This window comes from Dyadobacter diqingensis (genome assembly GCF_024220585.1).
GTDB classification, from domain to species: domain Bacteria; phylum Bacteroidota; class Bacteroidia; order Cytophagales; family Spirosomataceae; genus Dyadobacter; species Dyadobacter diqingensis.
Genome location: NZ_JAMXKF010000004.1, coordinates 395083 through 416606, shown reverse-complemented (window position 1 = coordinate 416606; position 21524 = coordinate 395083). Strand labels below are relative to the sequence as shown.

18 protein-coding genes are annotated in these 21524 nt (G+C 43.3%); 9 read left to right on the top strand and 9 right to left on the bottom strand.

All coding sequences use genetic code 11. The annotated features are described in order from the left end of the window. Nucleotides 1–85: 85 nt before the first annotated feature. From M1L62_RS14045 to M1L62_RS14020, 6 genes are all read right to left on the bottom strand, one after another. A complete protein-coding gene (locus tag M1L62_RS14045; protein ID WP_254560218.1) occupies nt 86–2395 on the bottom strand; it encodes an arylsulfatase in 2310 nt (769 codons plus the stop codon). Between the two features lie 44 nt (nt 2396–2439). Further along, the gene (locus M1L62_RS14040; RefSeq protein ID WP_254560217.1) at nt 2440–4026 is read right to left on the bottom strand and encodes an arylsulfatase; all 1587 of its coding nucleotides are present in this window, start codon (nt 4024–4026) and stop codon (nt 2440–2442) included. 90 nt (nt 4027–4116) lie between these two features. Then, nucleotides 4117–5685, bottom strand: a complete 1569-nt coding sequence (locus M1L62_RS14035) for a RagB/SusD family nutrient uptake outer membrane protein (protein WP_254560216.1) — start codon at nt 5683–5685, stop codon at nt 4117–4119. A gap of 82 nt (nt 5686–5767) precedes the next feature. Next, complete coding sequence (locus M1L62_RS14030; RefSeq protein WP_254560215.1) at nt 5768–8827, bottom strand: SusC/RagA family TonB-linked outer membrane protein; 3060 nt, start codon at nt 8825–8827, stop codon at nt 5768–5770. Between the two features lie 621 nt (nt 8828–9448). After that, on the bottom strand, nt 9449–11095 hold the full coding sequence (locus M1L62_RS14025; RefSeq protein WP_254560214.1) for an arylsulfatase: 1647 nt from the start codon (nt 11093–11095) through the stop codon (nt 9449–9451). Between the two features lie 104 nt (nt 11096–11199). Next, nucleotides 11200–12267, bottom strand: coding sequence for a sterol desaturase family protein (locus M1L62_RS14020; RefSeq protein WP_254560213.1), 1068 nt, complete (start codon nt 12265–12267; stop codon nt 11200–11202). Between the two features lie 686 nt (nt 12268–12953). Between M1L62_RS14020 and M1L62_RS14015 the strand changes: the two genes are divergently transcribed. The 5 genes from M1L62_RS14015 to M1L62_RS13995 all read left to right on the top strand — a co-directional run bounded on the left by M1L62_RS14015 (nt 12954) and on the right by M1L62_RS13995 (nt 17043). After that, a complete protein-coding gene (locus M1L62_RS14015) occupies nt 12954–14729 on the top strand; it encodes a tetratricopeptide repeat protein (RefSeq protein WP_254560212.1) in 1776 nt (591 codons plus the stop codon). 399 nt (nt 14730–15128) lie between these two features. After that, nucleotides 15129–15548 carry a globin domain-containing protein gene (locus tag M1L62_RS14010; protein ID WP_254560211.1) on the top strand — a complete coding sequence of 140 codons (420 nt, stop codon included), beginning with the start codon at nt 15129–15131 and terminating at the stop codon, nt 15546–15548. A 39-nt stretch (nt 15549–15587) separates the two neighbouring features. After that, nucleotides 15588–15998 carry a globin domain-containing protein gene (locus tag M1L62_RS14005; protein WP_254560210.1) on the top strand — a complete coding sequence of 137 codons (411 nt, stop codon included), beginning with the start codon at nt 15588–15590 and terminating at the stop codon, nt 15996–15998. A 245-nt stretch (nt 15999–16243) separates the two neighbouring features. Continuing rightward, entirely contained in the window at nt 16244–16441 is a 198-nt protein-coding gene (locus M1L62_RS14000) for a hypothetical protein (RefSeq protein WP_254560209.1), read from the top strand. A 77-nt stretch (nt 16442–16518) separates the two neighbouring features. Next, nucleotides 16519–17043 carry a hypothetical protein gene (locus M1L62_RS13995; RefSeq protein ID WP_254560208.1) on the top strand — a complete coding sequence of 175 codons (525 nt, stop codon included), beginning with the start codon at nt 16519–16521 and terminating at the stop codon, nt 17041–17043. 580 nt (nt 17044–17623) lie between these two features. Here M1L62_RS13995 and M1L62_RS13990 read toward each other — a convergent pair. Both M1L62_RS13990 and M1L62_RS13985 read right to left on the bottom strand, forming a co-directional pair. Further along, nucleotides 17624–17977: a TfoX/Sxy family protein gene (locus M1L62_RS13990; RefSeq protein WP_254560207.1), complete on the bottom strand. Its 354-nt coding sequence runs from the start codon at nt 17975–17977 to the stop codon at nt 17624–17626. A 40-nt stretch (nt 17978–18017) separates the two neighbouring features. Next, the gene (locus M1L62_RS13985; protein ID WP_254560206.1) at nt 18018–18323 is read right to left on the bottom strand and encodes a YciI family protein; all 306 of its coding nucleotides are present in this window, start codon (nt 18321–18323) and stop codon (nt 18018–18020) included. 243 nt (nt 18324–18566) lie between these two features. On the opposite strand from M1L62_RS13985, the gene M1L62_RS13980 reads away from it, so the two are divergent. The 4 genes from M1L62_RS13980 to M1L62_RS13965 are packed head-to-tail and all read left to right on the top strand — an operon-like array spanning nt 18567 to nt 20467. Further along, on the top strand, nt 18567–18962 hold the full coding sequence (locus M1L62_RS13980; protein ID WP_254560205.1) for a hypothetical protein: 396 nt from the start codon (nt 18567–18569) through the stop codon (nt 18960–18962). Next, a complete protein-coding gene (locus M1L62_RS13975) occupies nt 18959–19342 on the top strand; it encodes an iron chaperone (RefSeq protein ID WP_254560204.1) in 384 nt (127 codons plus the stop codon). Before M1L62_RS13980 ends, M1L62_RS13975 begins: the two co-directional genes overlap by 4 nt. Before the next feature lie 14 nt (nt 19343–19356). After that, on the top strand, nt 19357–19701 hold the full coding sequence (locus M1L62_RS13970) for a DUF1801 domain-containing protein (protein WP_254560203.1): 345 nt from the start codon (nt 19357–19359) through the stop codon (nt 19699–19701). A gap of 40 nt (nt 19702–19741) precedes the next feature. Next, entirely contained in the window at nt 19742–20467 is a 726-nt protein-coding gene (locus M1L62_RS13965; protein ID WP_254560202.1) for a DNA alkylation repair protein, read from the top strand. A 144-nt stretch (nt 20468–20611) separates the two neighbouring features. Here M1L62_RS13965 and M1L62_RS13960 read toward each other — a convergent pair whose 3' ends face one another. Then, nucleotides 20612–21481 carry an SDR family oxidoreductase gene (locus M1L62_RS13960; RefSeq protein ID WP_254560201.1) on the bottom strand — a complete coding sequence of 290 codons (870 nt, stop codon included), beginning with the start codon at nt 21479–21481 and terminating at the stop codon, nt 20612–20614. Nucleotides 21482–21524: the final 43 nt, after the last annotated feature.

Below are 21524 nucleotides of genomic sequence, written 5' to 3'. Positions count from 1 at the left end.
TACCTCAGAGTCTGAGTCCACACTAACCCAAGGCTTTAGCCTTGGGAGGAGCCATCCTTATCTGTCCGGCTTTAGCCACGAGCCATTATTTCAGATTCGCCTGCTGACCCGCGTTATAGTCAATCACAACCTTGTTTATTTTTCCAGTAAAAGCGAAAGGCACTTTATACGAATCCGCTACCGGAGTCAGATCATCGATACCGACATTAACCCCTTCATGCAGATAAACCGAACCAGTCGTTTTATCCAGCTTAGACTCGCCCACTTTGGCATTGTTCACGAAAAGACTAACCACTCCCGTTCCGTTTTCAGCATACTTCACGTCCGCACGAAGTTGTACCTTCCCGGTTGGCAGCGTGGCATTTTCAGAAGATATCACATACTTCGTTCCATCGCCAACCGCATACACGAGGTTAAGTTTGTGATTTTGGATAAAGAAACTCAAACCACCTTCAAAACCGCCACGTGACAATAATACTCCTTCGGTTTCGACACCTTTGATTTCAGCATCCGCAATAAGGCTGAATGATCTTTTTACAGCAAACGGTCCGGCGACATCCACAATGGTTGATTGTCTCGGATAAAGTACAACCCGGTCAATATCCTTGTAAACTGTCGGCAAAACGAAAGGCTCTGTGCCGTCCTTAAGTGGATAAACATTATACTTCGTTGCCTCGGTATCGAACAAGGTTTTCAGCTCTTTCAGTTTTACAGGATTTTGCTCGGCCAGGTTATTTACCTCATTAAAATCCTCTTTCAAGTTATACAACTCCCATTTATCCTCGTTATAATTCTGCCCTTTCACGTGCAGAGAGCCAGCTTTCCAGCCATCTTTGTAAATCGAACGTGAACCTCTGATTTCATAATACTGAACCGTATGACGATCTTTTGCCGCCGGGTCATTCAGGCTATACGCCAGACTCGTCCCTTCGATCGCCTCCTGCTTGTAGCCATTAATGTTTTCAGGCACTTTTGCATTGATCAGTTCCAGTGTCGTCGGCAGAATATCGATCACATGGCCGTATTGATTTCTGATACCACCTTTGTCCTTGATTCCTTTGGGATAAAAAACGATAAGCGGATTATGCGTGCCGCCTTCTGAATTGGCGTCCTGTTTCCAATGGCGGAAAGGAACATTAGTTGCTGCCGACCATCCCAAAGGATAATTTACCTTCGAAAATTCAGTGCCGATCAGGTCGATATTTTCGATATTCTTTTTTAAACGTTCTTCCTCCGAAATTCCAGTGCCGTAGTTGTTAACAGTCCCGACAAATGTTCCTTCCTTACTCGCGCCATTATCGCCCACGGAAACAAACACCAAGGTATTTTCAAGTTGACCAGATTCTTTAAGGTGGTTGATCACCCGGCCAATTTCATGATCCGTGTATTCAAGAAAACCAGCATAGGTTTCCATGAAACGTGCATACAATTTCTTCTCATTGGCCGACAATGTATTCCAGTCTTTAACACCCGGATTACGTGGCGGAACTTTTGCAGTTTTAGGAACCACGCCCAGTTTGATCTGATTGGCGATAACCTTTTCGCGATAAACATCCCAGCCCTCGTCAAACTTCCCCTTATACTTATCCGACCATTCTCTGGCAACCTGATGTGGCGCATGACCAGCTCCCGTGGCAATGTAAAGAAAGAATGGTTTTTCAGAACCACCCGATCCCTGCCCGGACACATAACTGATGGCCCGATCTGCGATGAGCTCGTTGAAATGTTTTCCATCCTGCTGATCTTTCACACGGTGTGTACCTTCCCAAAGTTCAGGATGCCACTGATCAATACTCCCGCGCGACGGAAAGCCATAAAACTGCTCAAAACCTCTTCCCGTTGGCCAGCGGTTAAATGGCCCGGCTGGTGTTAAATCAGCCAATGGCGTAATATGCCATTTCCCTAAAGCGAAAGTATTATATCCGTTTTCTTTTAGAATTTCGGCTACCGTTGCCTTTTCGAACGGAATCTGAGCATCATATCCAGGCGTACCAATAGCCGTTTCAGGAAAGAGACCCATATGGGCCGAGTGAGAGTTTCGGCCTGTAAGCAGTGCCGCCCGCGTTGGTGCGCAGATGGCTGTCGTGTGAAAATTGGTATAACGCAATCCATTGTTGGCAAGGCTGTCCAAGGTTGGCGTGTTGATCAGGCCACCGAAAGTGCTGATCGCTCCATAACCGATATCGTCCAACAGAATCCAGACCACATTCGGTGATCCCTTGGCGGCTTTCTTCTTTTCCGGCCATGATTCCTGAGTTTCCTTTACGGTTTTACCAATCTTGCCTTTGTACGGCTGCAAAGGCGTATGCTGCGCATCAACAACCTGGTTTGAAGCTATCCAGGCCATGGCAGCCAAAGTCATTTGTTTTACAGGAAAAGATAGATTTTTCATCATTTTTTGTGTTTACGATTTATAATAACCTATTAACTTTCAGAACTTTACTTGATCTTATTCCAGTCCAGAACCCCAACCTTCTCAGCCCATTTTTGATATTCTTCCGCAAGGACTTTGACTTTATCAGGATAAGTAGCTGCCAGGTTTTTTGTTTCTGCACGATCTGTTTTAAGGTTGTACAATTCCCAGGGCTGATTTATTTCAGCCACAAGTTTCCAGTCTCCATTGCGTATCGCCCGGCTGCCTTCGTGTTCCCAGAAAAGTGGACCTCTATTACTTTCCGCCCTATTTTTAAAAACATTGACAAGACTTTTTCCTTCCAGCGGCGTGAGTATTTCCGTTTTAAATCTCACGGGATAGGTAATTCCGGCCAAATCCAGACAGGTTGGCATGATATCAATCAAATGCCCGACATGATCACTTGTTATTCCTGCTTTTATTTTCTCAGGATACCAGGCGATGAATGGCGTAGCGATGCCGCCTTCATGGGTATTTTTCTTGAATAATCTGAAAGGCGTATTGCTGACATTTCCCCAGGGCGGGTAATAACTGTCAATCGAATTAACCGAACCTGGCGTACCATTTTTCTGAGTCACATAGTCCCAGTCCTTCACTGTATCCCCACTCCCGCCATTATCCGAAACAAAAAGAATGACCGTGTTTTTATCTTTTTTGATTTCTTTCAACTTGGCCAAAATCTCACCAATTCCATGATCCATCCGATCGATCATCGCCGCATAAATGGCCATGCGCGTATCCCAGAAATCTTTCTCAGACGCGGTTAATTTATTCCAATCAGGTGCCTGCTCAAATCGTTGCGACAATGGCCAGTTATCGTTTACAATACCAATTTCCTTTTGTTTTTTGAAACGCTGGTCACGTAGCGCATCCCAGCCTTTCAAATATTTGCCTTTGTATTTGGCGATATCTTCGGGCAAAGCCTGAATCGGCCAGTGAGGAGCATTATATGCCACATACAGGAAAAAAGGATTGGCATCTCTTTTAACTTCATCAAGCGACTTAACAGCAAAATCAGTGATTGCCTGTGTGAGATAACGGGAGGTATCCTGTCGCTCAATTTTCTTTCCATTTAAAAGAAAAGTAACCGTCCGTCCATCGTTATAAATCGGTTCGGAATTAAAATAACTGCTTCCGTTATTCTGCATGGTAAAGGATTTATCAAAACCTCGGTTGTGCGCCAATGCCGATTCCACCTGACCAACATGCCATTTACCCGAAACAATGGTATGATATCCTGCCGTTTTCAACAACTCAGCAATGGTGACGCTGTGTTTACTCAGATAGCCCTGATACGCGGGCGATCCTTTATCCTGAATCATATCACCGATACCGGCCTGATGCGGATAAAGCCCGGTAAGCAGCGCAGCTCTTGACGGACAGCATCGTCCGCTGTTGTAAAATTGGGTAATCCTTAACCCTTCTCCGGCCAGTTTATTCAGATTGGGTGTGTAAATTTCGGAGCCAAAACTTCCCAGATCCGAAAACCCCATATCATCAGCCAGTATGACGACAATATTGGGTCTCTCTGATTTTTGCGCGCAAACATTTCCCTGAAAAAAAAGGAGTGTCGAAAGGCTGTAAAGCAAGCCGGTGGTTATTGTTCTTTTCAAAATAGGTCGGTTAAAAAAAAGGTAAATGCCCTGATTCCTGTAAAAAGAAAAGACATTTACCTTCATTCATTTTGTCAACTCAGATCAGCATCATTCAAAACCGGGGTTCTGAACCAGCAGCTTATTGTTATCAATTTCAGACTGTGGAATCGGATACAAGCGATGTTTTTCGGCTGCGTTGGTTTTGCCAACCTTTTGCTGATTCCGTACAAATGTTGATTTTCCATCAGCATCCTTCTGGCGAATCAGGTCGAACCATCTTTGATATTCATAAGTTAGTTCCAAACGACGATCCAGATAAACGGAGTCACGGAACTGGTCTTTGGTCAAACCAGGCGTCAGGTTTGGAAGCCCGGCTCTTGTTCTGATTTTGTTCAATGATTTGTAAGCCTTAGCTGTTGGACCGTTTGCTTCATTTTCTGCCTCCGCATGGATGAGCAGCAATTCAGCATAACGTATAATCGGAACATTCGCAGCCGACTGATTGGTAACTGCTAACGATGCAGGATCCAGCCATTTATTCCAGAAAGGCGTAGAGTCATTCGGGACAGCCGTATTGGCAATTGGCAACGCATATTTACGTCCGTTGGATGGACTGGTAAAATTTCTTACAAAGGTCACATTCCTTCTTTTGTCATCCGGGCGGAACAATTTGTAAATACTAAAAAACTTGTCATTTCCCTGCGTGTAGTAACGTACCATATGCGCATAGTTGCCGGTAAGTCCCGGAATACCGGAAAGGATCGACCGTGGAAATTCATTATTTCCCTGGTTCAGCGAGTTGGATTTAAACTGCGCCGAAAAAATGTGTTCCTTATTATTCTTAAAGGCAGGCAAAAATACTTCGGCATAGTTGGATACCAGGTCATAACCATAATTTCCCGTGCCCCCGTCTGCCGCTGAAAGCGCTTCTTCCGCTTTCTTCACAGCGTCAGCATAATGTGCGCTGATATTCAAAGGAAGAGAAGCCTTTGTCAGATAAACCTTTGCCAAAAGAGCCTTAGCAGCCCCAGCAGTGGCTCTGCCTACGTTCGGTGACGCATAAGTAGCAGGCAAAACAGCAGCCGCCTCAGTCAGGTCTTTTTCAATTTGTTTGTAAACATCTGCCGACGGTGATTTTGCAATTTCATAGTCATTTGCATTGACATACTTCTGATATTCCACGATCAGAGGCACGTCTCCGTACAATCGCACGACATTGAAATAGTACAACGCACGTAAAAACTTGGTTTCTGCCAGCAAGCGTTCTTTTAAGGCATTGTCAAATTCAATCGCAGGAATCTTCTCCAAAGCTACGTTGGCCTTTTTGATCGCTGCATAATGCTGCTGCCAGATCTCATAGATACGCAGGTTACTTGATGAATGGGCCAGTACGGAAAGCGATCTTACGTCGGCATTCGTCGCGCCAGGTCCCGGATCTTCGTCATCACTGGCCATATTCATACCCGTGTTGAACAGCGTATTATAAGGCGTTTGCACCGAGCTGCCACCGGAATTCAGAAGGAAATAAACTGCATTCACCGCGTTGATAGCATCGGTCTGCGTTTTATAATATTGTTCCTCCGACAGGAACGATTTGGGTTCTTCTTTTAAAAATTCATCGCAGGACGAAAGACCGATCGTCATGGATGCGAGAAGAAAATATTTCAGACTTTTCATAATTTATAGCATTTTGCTGTTGCTTTTCAGGCGCCAGTCTTGTTTATATCTTTTAATAATTCAGGTACTTTCAGTGATCCGTTTAGAACGAAAGCGAGAGTCCAACCTGAACCGATTTGTTGTTTGGATAAACACCCTGATCCACACCTTTATTAATCAGCGACTGTCCGTTAAGACTAACCTCAGGATCATAACCGGTATACTTCGACCAGGTAATTGCATTTTGCGCAGAAACATAAACCCGAAGCGACTCTACTTTTATTCTCGACAATAGTGCTTTCGGCAGAGAATATCCGAATGAGATATTTTTCAAACGATAATAAGTCGCATCTTCGATAAAGCGGTCTGAGATCGTAATGGCAGGATCCTGGAACGCAGCTTTCACATCTGTATCCGTATTCGATGGTGTCCAGCGATTCAGCACCACGTCCGAGGCATTGATATAACCCGTCCCCAATTCAAGCAAAGCACGGTTTTGGTTATATAACTTTCCTCCGATAGACGCCTGGAAGAAAACAGTAAGGTCAAATCCTTTATAGTTAAATGTGTTGGTCAAACCGGTTGTAAAGCCAGGCTGATTTGAAATAATCACGCGGTCTCCCGTTTGTGTGATCGCGCCATCGTTATTGATGTCCTTGTATTTTTGTCCACCAGGGCTTTTGTTTTGCTGCGGTGTCAGAGCGGCGTCTCCCTGCTGGATAATACCGTCCGTTTTATACACGATAAATGATCCCAATGGATAACCCACTTTCGCAATTGACGGCGCACTGATGTTAGGAATAATCTGGTCCACGCCGTCACCAAGACTTAAAATCTTGTTGGTATTTTTCGCAAAAATGAAGATCGTATTCCATTTGAAAGGTCCGGTTGTATTTTGAGAATTAACATACAATTCAATCCCCTGGTTACTCACTTCGCCAATGTTCTGGTAAACCGTAGAAGCCTGCCCGTTATAGAAATCTGATAATCCGGAAGTACCGGCAACCGTTCTTGTCAACAACAAATCCGTCGTCTTTTTGTAATAATAATCCGCAATGATGCTCAAACGGTTTTTGAACAATCCAAGGTCAATACCGGCATCCACCTGAAACGTTTTTTCCCATCCAAGGTTTGGATTTGGTACCGAGTTAGGCGCATACCCTGAAACCGTGGTATTGGAAAAGTTATAACGGTAATAAGCAAGCTGCGACAATGACTGATAAGGAGGAATGCTCTGGTTACCCGTCGTTCCGGCACTTAATCTCAATTTTAAAAGACTGATATTTTTAAACTGTTGGAAGAATTTCTCATTGTTGACGTTCCATCCAATCGCAGCCGAAGGAAAATATCCCCACTTATTGCCATCACCGAAACGGGAAGATCCATCGGCACGAAGTGTGAAAGTAAACAGATAGCGATCATCAAAAACGTAATTGATACGACCAAGATAAGAAGCCAGAGACCATTCACTGGAAGCCGAACGCGGTGCGATACTTGTGATACCCGTTGCAAGATTGTTATACTGAAAGGCATCTGTTGCAAAACCAGCCGCTTCCGCAATGGCGCTTTTCGACTGCGAAGTTTGGGCCGTGAAACCTACAACTGCGTTAATCCTGTTTTTTTCGTTTAGCTCCTTATCATAACTTAACGTATTCTCGTTCAGCCAGCTGGTTGTTGAAACCGTACCTACGATCGCGTCACCGCTCAAAGCAAGACCTTCTGCGGTTGTACTTGGCAAATATCTGTTCTGTTTGTTTCCAACAACATCAGCACCAACCAAAACCTTGGCTTTAAGGCCTTCGGCGATTGTATACTCACCCGAAACATTCCCCAGAAAACGATTTGTGATCGTTTCATTCAGCTGATTGTAAAGGGAGTTGATCGGATTTTGCAAAGCCGATTCAAATGGGCTGTTCACTACAAATGTTCCGTCGTTCTGATAAATAGGCAAAGCCGGAGGCGTTTGCAGCAAGTTTCCGATAATGTTGGCAGGCGCTACGTTGGCCTTGGTATTGCTGGCACTTAAGCTGGCATTAATTCTGAAACGGTCGTTGTAGTGGTGATCCAGGTTTACACGTGCAGAGAACCTTCTGAAATCGGTTTTTTGCAGAATACCGTTTTGCTTAAAATAGTTACCCGAAATAGCGAGTCTTGTTTTATCAGAACCTGACAAGATCGATAAGTTATGACTTTGCTGCGTCGCTTTCCTGAATGCCGCATCCTGCCAGTCAGTACCCACACCGGTAGTATCCAGTGAGTAACCTGTTACGCTCGGTATAGAAACCGTCTTGCCCGAATTAGCTGCTGCATCTTTTCTCAATGCCCACCATTGTCCGGCGTTCAATAGAGGCAGTGTGCGGATTACTTCCTGGGTACCATAAAATCCGTCATAATTGATCGACGATTTGTTTTTCGAACCCGTTTTTGTGGTAATGATAACCACCCCGTTTGCACCACGGGAACCATAAATCGCTGTCGCTGATGCATCTTTCAATACATCAATATTTTCGATATCAGCTGTTGCGATAGAAGACAAAGGGTTAATTTTTGACCCGTCTGTTACGCCGGCATCTGTCAGCGAGTAGTCATTGTTAATTGGAAACCCGTCGATTACATAAAGAGGGTCGCTACCCGCCGTGATCGAGTTATTGCCACGGATCTGCACGCTTACTCCTCCACCCGGCTGACCGGAAGTTTGTGTAACCACCGCGCCCGCTACCGAACCTTGTAACAGACGTTCAACCGAAGCAACGGGCTGGCTTTTTATTTCCAGAGGCACGGAAGCCACGGAGCCCGTGATATCCTTTCTCTTTTGCTCACCATAACCAATCACGACAACCTCGTCGAGCACATTGGCCGTTTTTAAAATGACATCCACTGGTTCGTCCGTCAGCTCGTATATTTCAATTTCCTGCTGCTGAAAACCGGTGATATTGATCTGAATCGTGAAAGGAAATACTTTCCCGGCAGGAATCGTAAATTTCCCGTCGACATCCGTTGATGCAAACTTGGTAGTTCCTTTTTCAACAACCGTAGCACCCGGTAAACCTTGACCGGATTCATCCTTGACGACACCTTTGATGACATCCTGGGCTTTTACCTGAAACGAGGTAAAAATCAGAGCACCCAATATCCATATCAGGTAGAGATTTTTCTTAATCATTTTGTGGGAAAAATAATGGTAAATTAATTGTTTGAAACGATCTGATAAAGCACGCACTTCCCCAATAGCAATTATCCGAAAAAGATAACTTACAAGTATATACGAAAAGCGGTAAACCCTGACTTAGAGTAACCAGCCTGCTACAAGAATTAACGATTAGGGGAGATTTTTTGACTATTCAGATGGCATGTCAAAAACATGCTTATAAGTTGACAAGTCGAATGACCAGGATCAACAGCTGATACAGGCCTGACAGCATTGCGGCTGCGTCAGGTTCAATGGTGAAACCATTCCAAAGTAATAAGTTTTCTGTGAAAGGAGTAAAAAGTCCGTTTTCATAGGTTAGTAATTGGTTGGGTCTTCACTCGACTGGTGGCTAATCAAGGAAAGATATAAGTCTATTTATTTTATAGACAAAATAAACTTATATTTTCCTAATTACCAAAGAAAGAGAGAGGAATTTTTGATATTTAATGAATTGATAATCAATAACAGACGAGTGAAAATTCAACGAATTAAAGAAGTCAGGACTGGGCGTTCCCGTTTTCAAAACCTGACTTCTTTTGGGCGATGATTAACTTCTTCTATATTTTCCGGGCTCGGGATCATTGATCCGGGCAATCAAGGATTAAAACTCGATTCAAAACCTTTGCCTTTTCCAATGACCTTCCAGTCTTCTACACCAACGTCTTTTGACCAGACCTCATAAAGGGCCTTCAACTCATTGGCAATATCGGCTTGCTGACCGATCAGGTTATTCGTTTCTCCCCTATCCGCCTCAATATCATACAGTTCCCACAAATCGCTTCTTACCGATACGAGTTTCCATTTACCTTTTCTTACAGCCTTATTGCCAGCCCTTTCCCAGAAGATCGGTTTGGAGCGGCTCCACTCTTTTCCGTAGATCACAGGCAGAAGGCTCTCCCCGGCCAGCGGTTTTATTACATTGCCATGATAGTTCTGAGGGTATTTGGCACCAGCAATTTCATACAAGGTCGGAGCGATATCAATTAGGTGGGCCGTTCCGTCAACCAATCCGCCGGCCGCTATTTTGGAGGGAAATCTTGCAATAAACGGACTGCTGATGCCCCCTTCGTATTGAAAACCTTTAAAAGATTTCAGCGGTGTGTTTGACGCATAGGCCCAGCTCCGCGTATAGGAATCATACGAACCGGCAGTCCCTACGGGGCCCCAGTTACGGACATTACGCCCGCTAAATCCATGGCTGACATCTTCAGCGGCTGCGCCGTTGTCAGAAATAAAGAAGATAACCGTGTTATCAAGTTTGCCGGATTGTTTAAGCTCTTCCACTACCCTGCCAATGTTCTGATCCAGATTATCCACCTGAGCAGCATATACTTCCATCTTTCGAGCCCATAACTTTTGCTCATCGTAGGTAAGGCTGTTCCAGGCGGGCAGGTCGCTGTTTTTGACACTGATTTTTTGGCTTTTCCCAATAATATTCAGCTCCTGCTGACGTTTGAACCGAAGAATGCGGAGTGAGTCCCAGCCGATATCATATTTACCTTCGTATTTTTTGATATCCTGAGGTAAAGCCTGTAATGGCCAGTGCGGAGATGTATAAGCCAGATACAGAAAAAATGGCTTTTGTTCAGCATTCTGGTCTTTCAGAAAACCAATTGCATTTTTGGTGATTTCGTCGGTATAATAAAAATTATCTTCATCGTCAGGATGCACGACTTTGTCGTCTTTCACGAAAAAACTGCGCCTGTTTTTGGGTAATTGTTTAACAACAAAATAATCACTTGCACCGCCAATGTTTCCATAAAAATGCTCAAATCCGCGTTTTCTCGGCCATTGGCTCGTGCTGTCGTCACCGACGTGCCATTTTCCGGAAAGCAAAGTGCTGTAACCGGCATCCTTTAAAACCTCCGCAAGCGACACAGTCTGTTTGCTAAGATATCCCTGATACGCCGGTGTACCCAGGTCGATATTGAAATAACCCATACCAGCCGTATGCTGATATTGTCCGCTCAGCAGAGACGCACGGGTGGGAGCGCAAATCGCATTGTTGTAAAACTGGCGAAAACGAATTCCTTCCTGTGCCAGTTTATCCAGATTGGGCGTCTGGATTTCAGACCCATAACTGCCTATGTCAGAAAACCCAAGGTCATCGGCCATGATCAGGACAATGTTGGGTTTTGGTGATGTGGCCGGCGCTTTTGTCTTTTTCTTTTGTGCAAATAAAGGTGACGCAATGATCAAGGCAAGCGCAAAACTTTTTACTAAACTGGTGGCTGTCTTCAAAATAAAGGTACTTTAATGGTTTAAACATTCTTACCACCTTAGACAACTAAGATCACCTAAGTTACGAAATCGCAGATGATATCAGTTGTCTAAGGCGCTGTAAATTAACTCGCTGCTCTTGTTTCAAGCGGCAGCGGCTCAACCCTGGTTTCAGGAACTGCGTCGCCAACCATAGGGCCATCCGCCGAAAGTTCGCTGCCTTCCTTCTTCGATTTTATAATCGGCCAAAGAAATTGCGCATACCATTCCTCTTCCTGATAGTGTTTAATGCCATAGGAAGCTGGATATTTTCTTGTAATGATACCTGTTCCGAAAATAATGTCCCAAAGGAAAAACATGTTCCCGAAGTTGCCTTTATAATAACCTATGCCATCGTCCGTCGTATCGGCGTGGTGTGCATGATGCGTTGCAGGTGTTGAAATTAATCTTTCCAAAACCCAGCCGACCGGGTTAAGCCACTTGATCTGGTAAAAAGGCTTGTCCCAGGGAATACTTGAATGCGCACCTGTGGTAATCAGTGACTTAATCACTTTTACAAAAAGTGCGGCATAACCTAAACCGACGTAAGTAAGTGCTGCGGTAAGATAAGTTTGTGAAAAAAAGATCGTGTAAATAATATTCTGGCGACTGGCCATTGCCATGCCCATATAGTTGGCACTGTGGTGCGTACGGTGAAAACGCCATAACCAGGGTAGCTGATGATGCAGACGGTGGTACCAGTATTGCGTAAGATCGTCGGCCACAGCGATGATAGCGAAAGCCCACCAGAATGGAACCCACGAAAATACATCTTTGGCGTGTGGAAGTATTTGCGGCAGCAATTGCAGACTGAAATACGTAACAACGGGCCTTACAATGATTTTAGGGACAACAAAACAAACGATATCCAAAACACTTTCGTTTTTAGTCCATTTGTTTTCATACAAGCCCGCAAAAAATTCAATCACGCCGATAACGAGCACGATAACCGGCAAGCCCCATGAGCTCAGATTTTTAAAAATACCTTCCAGAAATTGTGGCACCCTGAAAGGTAGTACATTGCTACCCTGCCAGGGTTTGTAACCCGTAAGATAAAACGCGCTGAACATCAAGACAATGGGCAGCAGATACAAAAAGACACTAATGGTCGCATCGCGCTTTATTTTTTGCGTGATTTCTTTTTCAACTTTCATACCGTGACAACTAAAAGTAAATGATAATAAGAGACTAACTTATTAGGGTATACGCAAACCAGATTCCTCCGGCAATAAGTGCAAAGGGAACAAGTGTCAGAAAAATGCCAACAGCAATTTTCTTGACAAGCAGAACGACATCATCTGTTGTCATAACAATATGTGATTAATTGGAATAATATTTCCTGAAATACCCCTGGACAGTATGCCGTACACTTGCAAATTGACAACCACCGAAAATCTACGCCTGAACGACATCACTGCCTGCCGGGATATTTCAGAACTTTAAATAAGTTGCGGGAAGAAAAGCGGGATCAACAACAACACAGCTCAGGAAAGAGCGGCTGGCGGTATACCCCCTTGTTTGTCGTTGCAGACAAATCGAAATCATGTAAAACAATCGCTTTCATAAACGAATAATTTCTGGTTTTGCTTAGGGCACAAGGGTGGTTCAAAGCCATAAGTCTATAAAATATATAGACAAAGTAAATTTAATGTATTTATAATTGCAAGCTTTTGTAAAACTTTTTTGATTTTTTTTCCGGGACAGGACAAAACTGACAATTCAGAAAACGCATTTTGGCTTTCTTTTTCAAACGGTAGTCCTTTTAAGTTAACGGTAAGTATTAACATTTTTATTTGACATAATTTTGACGACTCCTTAATCTAATGACGCACTCGTTCTTATGAAAATCAGTATTAGCCTGTTATTGTTCTTTTTAACAACTCCAATTTTTGCACAATCCAAAAAAGCTGACAGCCTCCAGACATTATTAAAACAATCTACCGTCGATACCACGAAGGTTAATCTGATGGTAGATATCGCCGTCGAGTATTGGGCATCCGACCCCGAACAAACCATTGTTTATGCAAAACGGGCGATGGATCTCGCAAAAAAAATCCAGTACAGGCGCGGCGAAGCCAAGAGTTTCCAGGGTATCGGCATCTATTATTGGCAGAAAAATGACTATGTAAAGGCCCTGGCCAATTACGGGCAGAGCAAAAAAATTTATGAAGAGCTGGGCGACAAAGTCGGCGTTGCCCGGGCCATTTGCAACATGGGCATGGTCTACGGTGAACAGGGTAACTATGGACAAGCGCTGGATAATTACCAGCAGGCGTCTGCCATTTTCCTGGCACTGGGCGATGAAACCCGGATGGCGTCCACCATCAATAGTATTGGAAACGTCCACAAGAACCAGAAGAATTTCGAGGAAGCATTAATTTCCTACAAGCAGGCCCGGGATATCTGGACGAAGGAAGGTGATAAAAAATCAATGGCTGGCTCCTACATTAACATTGCAACGATTTACACAAAACAGAAAAAATTCGAGGATGCCGTAAGCAATGCCACAAAGGCGCTCGAACTATTTGAAGGGTTCAAAGACGTTAACGGTCAGATTATCTGTCACAACAATCTGGGTGAAATTTATATCCAGAAAAAAGATTACGCTACGGCGCAGTCGCAATATGAAAGATCCCTTGAAATCAACCAGCAATTTCAAAGCAAGCGATTGATGGTTACCTCCTATAACGGCCTGGGGAATGTGTTTACGAAACTGAACCAGCCCCAAAAAGCCATTGAAAATTACAGACTTGCCTTAACCACCGCACAGGCGTTAGGATTGAAACCAGCCTTGCAGCAATCTTATGAAGGCCTTGCTGTTGTATATGGCACGGTTCGGGATTATGCTAATGCCTATCATTTTCAGCAGCTCTCGACAGCATTGAAAGACTCCATATTCAGCGCCGAAAATGCGAACAAAATAGCGAACCTCCGCGTACATTACGAGAGTGAGAAAAAGCAAAGTGAAATAAAACTCCTTCAGAAAGAGAAGGATCTGGGGTATGCGACCCGGAACACCATGGCGTTGGGACTCGCCGCAGGACTCATCCTCGTAGCACTGGCTTTTAACCGACAACGGCTCAAAGTGAGAAAAAACAGAGAATTACATGCCGTGCAGCAGGCGCTTTCCGAAGTAGAAATTCGAACCAGCCAGGAAAAAGAACAGCAGCTGATTACAGAACTTGAATTTCGGAATAAGGCCCTCACCACCCACACGCTTAACCTGATCCAGAAAAACAGTATTTTGGAAGACATTCGGCAAACCGTTTCTCTCGCTTTGAAAACCGGACAAAAAGATGAAAACACGCCCCTTTTCAGTAGACTTATCAATCTGATTGATTACAGTTTTAACCTCGATAAAGACTGGGACGAGTTCAAAATTTATTTCGAAGGGGTGCACAAGGATTTCTTTTCTAAACTAAAAAAAGAAAACCCGGAGCTCAGTGGTGGCGAGCTTCGCTTATGCGCACTGATCAGGCTAAACCTGAACTTAAAGGAAGCGGCCACGTTATTAAACATTTCTCCCGACAGCGTGAAGACCGCAAGACATCGGTTACGCAAAAAACTTAATCTCCCGGAAGACAGCAATTTATCCGACTATCTGATGACTGTCTGATTACAAAAAGCTTCTTTTTAAGGTCTGAACGTCCCTTTTCCTGGCTGGAAAAGGGACGTTCACCTTTTGTATACCCCCCTTTTTCATCTGTTCACTTCTTGTATACCCCATAAAATAGGATGTATAGGCCTGACGGTCATACGTTTGTATCGTGCTGACAGCGACGACCGGCTACGGTTTTTGTCAGACAATTATCATTCCATTTTACACAAAAACAGCCATGAAAAATTTAAAACAAAATCTGCTTCCTGTCCTTATTCAATACTCATTGAAGTATTATCTGGATTACACCACCAACCAACTGCTGATTTCAATGGCGAGCGTATAACCGCCTCATCTGCCTGAAATCTCATTTCTTAACAAACATTTAATCGTCAAACGCATTCAAACAATATCACGATGACTGACACAAGAATCTCAATCGTAAAAAACTCCTGGTTTTATCTGGTCAACAATACCGAAAATGAGGGTAACTTTTTTTACCAAACGCTATTCGAACTGGATCCTTCTTTAAGGCCTCTCTTCAAAGAAAACCTCGACGGGCAATCTCAAAAACTGGTCACCATGCTGGATTTTGTAATTTCCAGGCTTCACGAACTCGACCAGATTATTCCACAGATCGAAGATCTCGCAGTGCGTCACATACATTACGGCGTTCGAAAGGAGCATTACGAGCTGGTAGGACAAGCACTTATCCAAACGCTCGAATACAAACTGGATGAACAGTGGAACGAACATACCGAAGAAGCATGGCTTGCCTTGTATTCCATTTTATCCGGTGTGATGATCCGTGCGACTGAAAATATTTCAGTTCAATGAAAACAAAAATTAAATCACTGAGTAATAACCCCTAGTATTATGACTGAACGTAATATTCTTATTGTCAAAACTTCCTGGAGCCAGGTCATTGCCCAGCCTGAAAATCCGGCGGTGATGTTCTACGATCAACTTTTTACCGTAGCACCGTGTCTTAAAAACATGTTCCAATCCGATATGGAAAGCCAGATCGGCAAGCTAACGGATATGATTACCTATATGGTGACTAAGCTCCAAAAGATGGACGATATCCAAAGCGAGATCGCAGCGCTTGCCAAACGGCACGCAAAGTATGGGACCAGGCCCGAACATTATCAAATTGTTGGAGAAGTGCTAATTTCAACATTAAAACAAAGCCTTGGAAATTCGTGGGATGACCAAACCCGGGACGCCTGGACAGAGCTTTACAATATCTGGTCAACGTCCATGATCGAAGCTGCGGAAGAATCCTGAGCTGAGTATTCTTAACTCAGCAAATCTGATAAAAAAATACTCATCAGAACCCTTAAAAACATGATTAAGTCAATAAAATAACGTCATGTACACCTTTTGTATACCTGCATTTCGGGGTTATATACCTTTTGTATACCCCCGAAAATTGCAGTCCTTTTTTTCATTACCTAGTTTTGTATCATCATTTGAAATGAACGCCATTCTAAACAAAATCTAAATCTTTTATTCTTAAAATTATCATAGCCATGAACAACACTTTTGAAACTTCATTATCGGTAGGCTTAGTCATGTCTCTGTACGACTTCAATATTCCTGCTGAAAAAACACTTTGCGAATCAGATTCAACCTCACTCAATTGTTTTACGATACAAAATCAAAATGACGACAACGGCATCGTTTACGATCACGTCTGGATCAACGGTGAGCTAAGCTGGCGACTGTAAACCGATCTTCCGTCGCCACAAATACCTATTCCTTTTTAACTCCATGATCTTTCCGGGATCAGGCATCTAACCTTAACATGAAAATCGACTTTACCAACCTCAACGACGATGTAATTCCGATGAATCAGTTCCGGCTGAAATATCGCTTTGTAAATGAAGACCATGACAAACTACCGGAACAACATCTCGATCAGCTCAAACCGCTCGGCAAAAAAGCGTCAAAGTTTCTTTGGGATTATACAGTGCAGTCAAATCTTCATGCAAACACGCCTTTCAAAAAGGATTTTTTCAAAACCATTGACAAAACCAGAATACAGGAAGGAAATGAAAAAGCGACCAAAAAATGGCTTTATCAGCGTGGTTTCGCTTTTGACAAGCCCGTTTTTTTGTCCTGGCAACCAACCGAAGCGATGATTGTTCCATGGAAATTGCTGATCAAATATTTTGATCATTTCTATTACTGCACGCCAGGCGATTTAACTGTTATCGACCAAAGTCTTAACTGGGCACTGCTCGTTTATCATGAAGATGAAATGTACTTTGGAACAAACGAAAAATATAAAACCGGAGAAAGTATGGCGGGTAATTTCTGTACCTGGTAAAATATTTTCCACTCTCTTGTGACCAAACGATCATTACGAAGTCTTTATGATAAATTAAATTAATTCGATCCGACATGCATCCATCATACTTGCGAATTGACCGTGAAGAAGGTGTTTTTATTCTATTAATAGCTGTATTAGTCCTATGGGTTTTCACAAAAGTCAGAGCGAGAACCTAATCTTCAAAAATTTCTGCCGTTTGCTCAATAAAACTTGGTTAAATCACGCAAACAAAGTAAATTATATCATCTTTCTAAACCTGATCTTAGACGAATCTCAAAATCGGATTTTGCCTGTCGTTAAAAAACCCTCCGTTAATGAATATTGTAATGATTATTAATTAAACATTTTCAATTTTAATTAACCCAGTTATGGACACATCTACACTACGTCTTGAAAGAGAGGAACAGGTTTTTTACCTTTTAATTGGCATTCTGATACTTTGGGTAATATCTATCGTCAGATCGGAGAAAATACGGGAAATAGATTCAAAATCTTAAAGCACAGTCTTTTAAATTTGAACAGGAAGAAATCAGGTCGGTAATAACGGCAATTCAATGTTACCGGCCTTTTGTAATTTTTATTCCTGTTTCTTTTGCCTCCTTCCGGATGCTTTTGCCTCAACGTTGAACCTTAAAGCCAGGTCGATCCAGTATTTCAAAGCCTGGGTTGTTCTTACATTTTCATTCGGTACAAATACAAAATTTTTCATCACCCAGCCCTGACTGACCATCTGCCGGCATTGATCCTTTTCCAGTTCTATTGCAGCCTGTTCCGCACCGATCCGGCATAACATATCATCATCCCGGACACATACACACATTTTATCATTTACCATAAAACAGACGCCCTGAAACATCTTTTTTTCTTCTACGGCAATTTCGTTACCAAGTTCCTCACGAATTCTGTTGACGAAGACTTCATCGTATGCCATAATGATCTGTTTTGAAGTAGCATAAACTAAAATCAGCTGGTTAAATTCTGGCTGGCTTAACCGCCTTCATTGGATAATATTCAAACGTATTGATGGCAGCAGCCGGGTCTCCTTTCATGATTTCGATCACCTCGTCCTCGTGCGATACCTCCACGACTGAAAGTCCGTAGGCGCCGGCCGGGTCAAAAACCGGTCCGAATACCACCACAATACCTTTGTCCATCAGTTTCGTCCAGTAAACAACATGCGCTTGCATGATTGCCCTTTCTTCTTCTGTCATATCCATTACAAATGTTGGCCGGGACGGAATAAGTTTCAATACGTAATGCTGCGTTTGTTCAGACATAATAATGTGTTATGTGGTTTACAAAAAAATAAATGGAGGCCCGGTTTATAAAAGTAGAACTTAACCTCCCCGCCTTGAAAATAGATAAAAAATCGTCGTAAATTAATATTTTATTTCAATTAAATACATGGCGGAAACAACCCCTCATGTTGTCGTATTTGCACCCTTCGGGATTTAGATTATCCTGATATATTTGCCATATCAAGTTCAAAATGCTTTTAACAACCCAAACCGTTTAAAAGTATGACTAAGAATCCATTAAAAAGTATCGGAGCAATAGCCGCCGGCATCATGACGATCGTGTTGTTGTCAACCGGGACGGACATTTTGCTTGAAACACTAGGTATCTTTCCGGCACCCGAAAAAGGTCTTTCAGTCCCATGGATGTTGATGCTGGCGCTGGTTTACCGTTGCGCTTATGCAGTAGCAGGAGGATATATCACGGCTATACTTGCACCGGCGCATGGAACAAGGCATGCCATTATTCTTGGGATTATTGGCATTGTCATCAGCACCATCGGAGTGATTGTCGCCTGGGATATGTCTCCGCACTGGTATCCGATTGCGCTTGCAGTTACAGCCTTACCATGCACCTGGTTTGGGGGAAAATTACGAAAAGAAAAACCCGTAATCATATGAACATACCGGTCAAAACGATAGACGATTATTTAGATTTACAACCAGAAAATGCCCAACGCGCGCTGGCTGAGCTCAGGCTAAAAATCCGTGCGATAGCTCCGGAGGCAGTAGAAGTAATAAGTTACCAAATGCCCGCTTTCAAATATCTCGGCCTGATGCTCGTAGGTTTTAAAGCATCTAAAAATCACTGTTCTCTGTACACCTGGAACGACAGTGCAGTAGATGCGCTGAAAGACGACCTTAAAGATTTCAGCACATCCACCGGAACGGTGCGGTTTACGCCTGAGAAACCTATTCCGGACGGACTTATCAAAAAACTTGTAGCCTTGCGCATGAAACAAAATGAAGATAAAAAGAAATCAGTTATTAAAAACAAGTAACCATCAACCAGACAATGAACGAAGAAGTATCGCAGTACATCGACAAATTACAGCCATGGCAAATAAAAGTGTGTGGTGAATTAAGAAAAATGATCATTAACACAATTCCCGAGGTTCAGGAGCGATTGCAGTATGCTAAGCCGCATTACTTAAAAAATGGGCATTACGCCTGTGTAATTCATGGCGCCAAGGATAAGATTTCCTTTATGATCTTTAACGCCGCATCCCTGGACGAAATCAAAGGTTTTTTCAAGTCAACCACCAGTCCGGACAGAAAAACAGCAACCATAACAGAAGGACAAAAAGTAGATTACGAAGTATTGGCTACATTATTAAGTAAAGCTTCGGCCACTTTGTAACGCAAAACCAGTTTTTCCCGGGTCAAAAAAAGTACTCTTTATGCATACAAATGTTTCCGCCGCCTATTTTACCGAAAAGTTATACGCCATGCAGTCACCGGAAGAGCTGGTGAAAATCCAGCGTTATTTCAAATCAGGCGAAGGCCAGTATGGCGAAGGTGATGTATTTATAGGGGTACGTATGGGAAATGTGTTTTCACTTGCAAAGGAGTTTATAAAAATGCCAACCGACGAACTGGAAAAGTTGCTGGAAAGCCCGGTACATGAACTACGGACAGGTGCCTTAAGCATCATGAACCAACAGGCCCGTAGTAATAAAATGCCTGAGGCCGACAGAAAGGCGTTGTACGACCTTTATCTGCGACGACACGACCGGATCAATAACTGGGACCTTGTTGATTTAAGTTGTATTTATGTAATTGGCAAATATTTAAATGATAAACCGAGAGATATTCTGTACCAGCTTGCGGTTTCTGAAAATATGTGGGAACGGCGTACCGCAATGGTCAGTACTGCGTACTTTTTAAAACACGGAGATCTGGATGATACGTTTAATATCGCTGAAATCCTGTTGAACGATTCGCAGGATCTGATTCATAAAGCTGCCGGCGGGTGGCTGAGGCAAGCAGGCAAAAGTGACCGGGTAAGACTTATCAGTTTTCTGGATCGATACGCGGCAACCATGCCGCGGACATTTTTACGATATGCCATTGAGCATCTCAGTGATGAGGAACGAAGGTATTATCTGAATTTGAAAAACAAATAATTCTATAAGTCTTCCTGTGTAACGTCAGGTGGAAAACAAAGGCGAGCATTGAAAAACAGACGAAACTTTTCTGTTAAAAACTGAACTCCGAACCGAAACAATGAATAACCCAGCCGGTAATATAGCTGGGTTATTCTGTTTATTTCAGGCTTCTACGTGCCTTGCACCAAGAATGGTTTCTATCAACTGGTGAATGCTGTTGTTGATATTGTCAATCGTACCGGTTAGCGGACCGGCACCGATCAGGCTCCATAGTTTTCGCTCTCCTTTTGGTGTGACAATCAAATCGGCGATCACATCGGCTACTTCCTGCGGGTCACGACTTGCTTCGGTGGGTTCAAAATATTTGAAAACGGCTTTGGTGTAATTGATCATATCTTCCCCATACTGCTCCGCTGCTGACGGATTGGCTGGTACTGCTTGTTTGCTTACAATATCGGTCGTCTGATAAGCACCAGGCTGAACAATCGCGACGTCGATTCCGGATGACTTTAACTCGTAATAATAACTCACCGACAAAGCATCAATAGCTGCCTTACTGGCGGCATAAACACCCATCACCGGCGTGTGCTGACGCGATGCAACACTGGAAATCGTAATGATCAAACCGTCTTTTCGCTTGTGCATAACCGGCAAAACAGCCTTAATCATACGATCGGCGGCTATTACGTTAATTTGAAAAATCTGATTTGTCTGATCCGCGCTCAGGGTTTCATTCAATCCGATGAAAGCCGAGCCGGCGTTGTTGATCAGCACATCGATGGCACCGTTTGTTTTTTTTGCAATACTTTCTATTGCATCTTTCACAGACTTATCGTCGGTAACATCCAGTTCTACAACGTGCACAGTCACTTTCTCCTCCTCAGCCCATTTTTTCAAGGCCTCCGCAGACTCAGCGTTTTTCGTCTTCACATTTCTCATGGTGGCGAAAACCACATGACCTTTTTTTGCCAGCGTTTTTGCTGTAAGTAAACCAAAACCACTGCTTGTTCCGGTCAGGATAACATTTTTCATGATTGTCTGTTTTATAATTTCAGAATTTCCAGCAATACCGGTG